This is a genomic window from Escherichia sp. KCJ4928 (assembly GCF_004352695.1).
In the GTDB taxonomy this organism is placed as follows: Bacteria; Pseudomonadota; Gammaproteobacteria; order Enterobacterales; family Enterobacteriaceae; genus ECMA0423.
The window spans coordinates 1-6,603 of record NZ_SJWV01000208.1 but is presented as its reverse complement, the minus strand read 5'-3'; the positions used below and the strand labels follow the sequence as shown (position 1 = coordinate 6,603).

Genomic DNA, 6,603 nt, shown 5'->3' with positions numbered 1-6,603 from the left:
CAGAAGGATATGTAGCATTTTTTAACAATTCAACCGTTAGTACAGTCAGGAAATAGTTTAGCCTTTTTTAAGCTAAGTAAAGGGCTTTTTCTGCGACTTACGTTAAGAATTTGTAAATTCGCACCGCGTAATAAGTTGACAGTGATCACCCTGTTCGCGGTTATTTGGTCAAGAAGAGTGGCAATATGCGTATAACGATTATTCTGGTCGCACCCGCCAGAGCAGAAAATATTGGGGCAGCGGCGCGGGCAATGAAAACGATGGGTTTTAGCGAACTGCGGATTGTCGATAGTCAAGCGCACCTGGAGCCAGCCACCCGCTGGGTCGCACATGGATCTGGTGATATTATTGATAATATTAAAGTTTTCCCGACGCTGGCTGAATCGTTACACGATGTCGATTTCACTGTCGCCACCACTGCGCGCAGTCGGGCGAAATATCATTACTACGCCACGCCAGTAGAACTGGTGCCGCTGTTAGAGGAAAAATCTTCATGGATGAGCCATGCCGCGCTGGTGTTTGGTCGCGAAGATTCCGGGCTGACTAACGAAGAGTTAGCGTTGGCTGACGTTCTTACTGGTGTGCCGATGGTGGCGGATTATCCTTCGCTCAATCTGGGGCAGGCGGTGATGGTCTATTGCTATCAATTAGCAACATTAATACAACAACCGGCGAAAAGTGACACAACGGCAGACCAACATCAACTGCAAGCTTTACGCGAACGAGTCATGGCATTGCTGACGACTCTGGCAGTGGCAGATGACATAAAACTGGTCGACTGGTTACAACAACGCCTGGGGCTTTTAGAGCAACGAGACACGGCAATGTTGCACCGTTTGCTGCATGATATTGAAAAAAATATCACCAAATAAAAAACGCCTTAGTAAGTATTTTTCAGCTTTTCATTCTGACTGCAACGGGCAATATGTCTCTGTGTGGATTAAAAAAAGAGTGTCTGATAGCAGCTTCTGAACTGGTTACCTGCCGTGAGTAAATTAAAATTTTATTGACTTAGGTCACTAAATACTTTAACCAATATAGGCATAGCGCACAGACAGATAAAAATTACAGAGTACACAACATCCATGAAACGCATTAGCACCACCATTACCACCACCATCACCATTACCACAGGTAACGGTGCGGGCTGACGCGTACAGGAAACACAGAAAAAAGCCCGCACCTGACAGTGCGGGCTTTTTTTTCGACCAAAGGTAACGAGGTAACAACCATGCGAGTGTTGAAGTTCGGCGGTACATCAGTGGCAAATGCAGAACGTTTTCTGCGTGTTGCCGATATTCTGGAAAGCAATGCCAGGCAGGGGCAGGTGGCCACCGTCCTCTCTGCCCCCGCCAAAATCACCAACCACCTGGTGGCGATGATTGAAAAAACCATTAGCGGCCAGGATGCTTTACCCAATATCAGCGATGCCGAACGTATTTTTGCCGAACTTTTGACGGGACTCGCCGCCGCCCAGCCGGGGTTCCCGCTGGCGCAATTGAAAACTTTCGTCGATCAGGAATTTGCCCAAATAAAACATGTCCTGCATGGCATTAGTTTGTTGGGGCAGTGCCCGGATAGCATCAACGCTGCGCTGATTTGCCGTGGCGAGAAAATGTCGATCGCCATTATGGCCGGCGTGTTAGAAGCGCGTGGTCACAACGTTACCGTTATCGATCCGGTCGAAAAACTGCTGGCAGTGGGGCATTACCTCGAATCTACCGTCGATATTGCTGAGTCCACCCGCCGTATTGCGGCAAGCCGCATTCCGGCTGATCACATGGTGTTGATGGCAGGTTTCACCGCCGGTAATGAAAAAGGCGAACTGGTGGTACTTGGACGCAACGGTTCCGACTACTCCGCGGCGGTGCTGGCTGCCTGTTTACGCGCCGATTGTTGCGAGATTTGGACGGACGTTGACGGGGTCTATACCTGCGACCCGCGTCAGGTGCCCGATGCGAGGTTGTTGAAGTCGATGTCCTACCAGGAAGCGATGGAGCTTTCCTACTTCGGCGCTAAAGTTCTTCACCCCCGCACCATTACCCCCATCGCCCAGTTCCAGATCCCTTGCCTGATTAAAAATACCGGAAATCCTCAAGCACCAGGTACGCTCATTGGTGCCAGTCGTGATGAAGACGAATTACCGGTCAAGGGCATTTCCAATCTGAATAACATGGCAATGTTCAGCGTTTCCGGCCCGGGGATGAAAGGAATGGTCGGCATGGCGGCGCGCGTCTTTGCCGCGATGTCACGCGCCCGTATTTCCGTGGTGCTGATTACGCAATCATCTTCCGAATACAGTATCAGTTTCTGCGTTCCGCAAAGCGACTGTGTGCGGGCTGAACGGGCAATGCAGGAAGAGTTCTACCTAGAACTGAAAGAAGGCTTACTGGAGCCGCTGGCGGTGACGGAACGGCTGGCCATTATCTCGGTGGTAGGTGATGGTATGCGCACCTTGCGTGGGATCTCGGCGAAATTCTTTGCCGCGCTGGCCCGCGCCAATATCAACATTGTCGCCATTGCTCAGGAATCTTCTGAACGCTCAATCTCTGTCGTGGTAAATAACGATGATGCGACCACTGGCGTGCGCGTTACTCATCAGATGCTGTTCAATACCGATCAGGTTATCGAAGTGTTTGTGATTGGCGTCGGTGGCGTTGGCGGTGCGCTGCTGGAGCAACTGAAGCGTCAACAAAGCTGGCTGAAGAATAAACATATCGACTTACGTGTCTGCGGTGTTGCCAACTCGAAGGCACTGCTCACCAATGTGCATGGCCTAAATCTGGAAAACTGGCAGGAAGAACTGGCGCAAGCCAAAGAGCCGTTTAATCTCGGGCGCTTAATTCGCCTCGTGAAAGAATATCATCTGCTGAACCCGGTCATTGTTGACTGCACCTCCAGCCAGGCAGTGGCGGATCAATATGCCGACTTCTTGCGCGAAGGTTTCCACGTTGTCACGCCGAACAAAAAGGCCAACACCTCGTCGATGGATTACTACCATCTGTTGCGTCATGCGGCGGAAAAATCGCGGCGTAAATTCCTCTATGACACCAACGTTGGGGCTGGATTACCGGTTATTGAGAACCTGCAAAATCTGCTCAATGCTGGTGATGAATTGATGAAGTTCTCCGGCATTCTTTCAGGTTCGCTTTCTTATATCTTCGGCAAGTTAGACGAAGGCATGAGTTTCTCCGAGGCGACTACTCTGGCGCGGGAAATGGGTTATACCGAACCGGATCCGCGAGATGATCTTTCTGGTATGGATGTAGCGCGTAAGCTATTGATTCTCGCTCGTGAAACGGGACGTGAACTGGAGCTGGCGGATATTGAAATTGAACCTGTGCTGCCCGCAGAGTTTAACGCTGAGGGTGATGTTGCCGCTTTTATGGCGAATCTGTCACAGCTCGACGATCTCTTTGCCGCGCGCGTGGCGAAGGCCCGTGATGAAGGAAAAGTTTTGCGCTATGTTGGCAATATTGATGAAGATGGTGCCTGCCGCGTGAAGATTGCCGAAGTGGATGGTAATGATCCGCTGTTCAAAGTGAAAAATGGCGAAAACGCCCTGGCCTTTTATAGCCACTATTATCAGCCGCTGCCGTTGGTGCTGCGCGGATATGGTGCGGGCAATGACGTTACAGCTGCCGGTGTCTTTGCCGATCTGCTACGTACCCTCTCATGGAAGTTAGGAGTCTGACATGGTTAAAGTTTATGCCCCGGCTTCCAGTGCCAATATGAGCGTCGGGTTTGATGTGCTCGGGGCGGCGGTGACACCTGTTGATGGTGCATTGCTCGGAGATGTAGTCACGGTTGAGGCGGCAGAGACATTCAGTCTCAACAACCTCGGACGCTTTGCCGATAAGCTGCCGTCAGAACCACGGGAAAATATCGTTTATCAGTGCTGGGAGCGTTTTTGCCAGGAGCTTGGCAAGCAAATTCCAGTGGCGATGACTCTGGAAAAGAATATGCCAATCGGTTCGGGCTTAGGCTCCAGCGCCTGTTCGGTGGTCGCGGCGCTGATGGCGATGAATGAACACTGTGGCAAGCCGCTTAATGACACTCGTTTGCTGGCTTTGATGGGCGAGCTGGAAGGACGAATCTCCGGCAGCATTCATTACGACAACGTGGCACCGTGTTTTCTTGGTGGTATGCAGTTGATGATCGAAGAAAACGACATCATCAGCCAGCAAGTGCCAGGGTTTGATGAGTGGCTGTGGGTGCTGGCGTATCCGGGGATTAAAGTCTCGACGGCAGAAGCCAGGGCTATTTTACCGGCGCAGTATCGCCGCCAGGATTGCATTGCGCACGGGCGACATCTGGCTGGCTTCATTCACGCCTGCTATTCCCGTCAGCCTGAGCTTGCCGCGAAGCTGATGAAAGATGTTATCGCTGAACCCTACCGTGAACGGTTACTGCCTGGCTTCCGGCAGGCGCGGCAGGCGGTCGCGGAAATCGGCGCGGTAGCGAGCGGTATCTCCGGCTCCGGCCCGACCTTGTTCGCTCTATGTGACAAGCCGGATACCGCCCAGCGCGTTGCCGACTGGTTGGGTAAGAACTACCTGCAAAATCAGGAAGGTTTTGTTCATATTTGCCGGCTGGATACGGCGGGCGCACGAGTACTGGAAAACTAAATGAAACTCTACAATCTGAAAGATCACAACGAGCAGGTCAGCTTTGCGCAAGCCGTAACCCAGGGGTTGGGCAAAAATCAGGGGCTGTTTTTTCCGCATGACCTGCCGGAATTCAGCCTGACTGAAATTGATGAGATGCTGAAGCTGGATTTTGTCACCCGCAGTGCGAAGATCCTCTCGGCGTTTATTGGTGATGAAATCCCGCAGGAAATCCTGGAAGAGCGCGTGCGCGCGGCGTTTGCCTTCCCGGCTCCGGTCGCCAATGTTGAAAGCGATGTCGGTTGTCTGGAATTGTTCCACGGGCCAACGCTGGCATTTAAAGATTTCGGCGGTCGCTTTATGGCACAAATGCTGACCCATATTGCGGGCGATAAGCCAGTGACCATTCTGACCGCGACCTCCGGTGATACCGGAGCGGCAGTGGCTCATGCTTTCTACGGTTTACCGAATGTGAAAGTGGTTATCCTCTATCCACGAGGCAAAATCAGTCCACTGCAAGAAAAACTGTTCTGTACGTTGGGCGGCAATATCGAAACTGTTGCCATCGACGGCGATTTCGATGCCTGTCAGGCGCTGGTGAAGCAGGCGTTTGATGATGAAGAACTGAAAGTGGCGCTGGGGTTAAACTCAGCTAACTCGATTAACATCAGCCGTTTGCTGGCGCAGATTTGCTACTACTTTGAAGCTGTTGCGCAGCTGCCGCAGGAAGCGCGCAACCAGCTGGTTGTCTCGGTGCCAAGCGGAAACTTCGGCGATTTGACGGCGGGTCTGCTGGCGAAGTCACTCGGTCTGCCGGTGAAACGTTTTATTGCTGCGACCAACGTGAACGATACCGTGCCACGTTTCCTGCACGACGGTCAGTGGTCACCCAAAGCGACTCAGGCGACGTTATCCAACGCGATGGACGTGAGTCAGCCGAACAACTGGCCGCGTGTGGAAGAGTTGTTCCGCCGCAAAATCTGGCAACTGAAAGAGCTGGGTTATGCAGCCGTGGATGATGAAACCACGCAACAGACAATGCGTGAGTTAAAAGAACTGGGCTACACCTCGGAGCCGCACGCTGCCGTAGCGTATCGTGCGCTGCGTGACCAGTTGAATCCAGGCGAATATGGCTTGTTCCTCGGCACCGCGCATCCGGCGAAATTTAAAGAGAGCGTGGAAGCGATTCTCGGTGAAACGTTGGATCTGCCAAAAGAGCTGGCAGAACGTGCTGATTTACCCTTGCTTTCACATAATCTGCCCGCCGATTTTGCTGCGTTGCGTAAATTGATGATGAATCATCAGTAAAATCTATTCATTATCTCAATCAGGCCGGGTTTGCTTTTATGCAGCCCGGCTTTTTTATGAAGAAATTATGGAGAAAAACGACAGGGAAAAAGGAGAAATTCTCAATAAATGCGGTAACTTAGAGATTAGGATTGCGGAGAATAACAACCGTCGTTCTCATCGCGTAATCTCCGGATATCGACCCATAACGGGCAATGATAAAAGGAGTAACCTGTGAAAAAGATGCAATCTATCGTACTCGCACTTTCCCTGGTTCTGGTCGCTCCCATGGCAGCACAGGCTGCGGAAATTACGTTAGTCCCGTCAGTAAAATTACAGATAGGCGATCGTGATAATCGTGGCTATTACTGGGATGGAGGTCACTGGCGCGACCACGGCTGGTGGAAACAACATTATGAATGGCGAGGCAATCGCTGGCACCCACACGGACCGCCGCCACCGCCGCGCCACCATAAGAAAGCTCCTCATGATCATCACGGCGGTCATGGTCCAGGCAAACATCACCGCTAAATGACAAATGCCGGGTAACAATCCGGCATTCAGCGCCTGATGCGACGCTGGCGCGTCTTATCAGGCCTTGTATTATCCCTCCAGTGCAGAGAAAATCGGCCAGTTTTCTCTGCCTGCAGTCCGCATGCCGTATCGGGCCTTGGGTTCTAACCTGTTGCGTAGATTTATGCAGCGGACT

6 protein-coding genes and 1 other annotated feature are annotated in these 6,603 nt (G+C 51.9%); all 6 genes read left to right on the top strand.

All coding sequences use genetic code 11. The annotated features are described in order from the left end of the window. The first annotated feature begins 185 nt into the window (after window positions 1-185). The 6 genes from E0D98_RS20375 to E0D98_RS20350 all read left to right on the top strand — a co-directional run bounded on the left by E0D98_RS20375 (window position 186) and on the right by E0D98_RS20350 (window position 6,425). A complete protein-coding gene (locus E0D98_RS20375) occupies window positions 186-872 on the top strand; it encodes a tRNA/rRNA methyltransferase (protein WP_001223164.1) in 687 nt (228 codons plus the stop codon). A 213-nt stretch (window positions 873-1,085) separates the two neighbouring features. Then, entirely contained in the window at window positions 1,086-1,151 is a 66-nt protein-coding gene (gene thrL, locus E0D98_RS20370) for a thr operon leader peptide (RefSeq protein ID WP_001386572.1), read from the top strand. Further along, window positions 1,087-1,206 (top strand) — a sequence feature (Thr leader region). Its footprint overlaps the gene before it by 65 nt. A 25-nt stretch (window positions 1,207-1,231) precedes the next feature. Beyond that, the gene (thrA, locus tag E0D98_RS20365; RefSeq protein WP_131890884.1) at window positions 1,232-3,694 is read left to right on the top strand and encodes a bifunctional aspartate kinase/homoserine dehydrogenase I; all 2,463 of its coding nucleotides are present in this window, start codon (window positions 1,232-1,234) and stop codon (window positions 3,692-3,694) included. A gap of 1 nt (window position 3,695) precedes the next feature. Then, entirely contained in the window at window positions 3,696-4,628 is a 933-nt protein-coding gene (gene thrB, locus E0D98_RS20360) for a homoserine kinase (protein WP_000241660.1), read from the top strand. Next, window positions 4,629-5,915 carry a threonine synthase gene (gene thrC / locus E0D98_RS20355; RefSeq protein WP_000781063.1) on the top strand — a complete coding sequence of 429 codons (1,287 nt, stop codon included), beginning with the start codon at window positions 4,629-4,631 and terminating at the stop codon, window positions 5,913-5,915. It begins immediately after the preceding gene. A 213-nt stretch (window positions 5,916-6,128) separates the two neighbouring features. Next, window positions 6,129-6,425, top strand: coding sequence for a DUF2502 domain-containing protein (locus tag E0D98_RS20350; RefSeq protein WP_000738723.1), 297 nt, complete (start codon window positions 6,129-6,131; stop codon window positions 6,423-6,425). Window positions 6,426-6,603 lie beyond the last annotated feature (178 nt).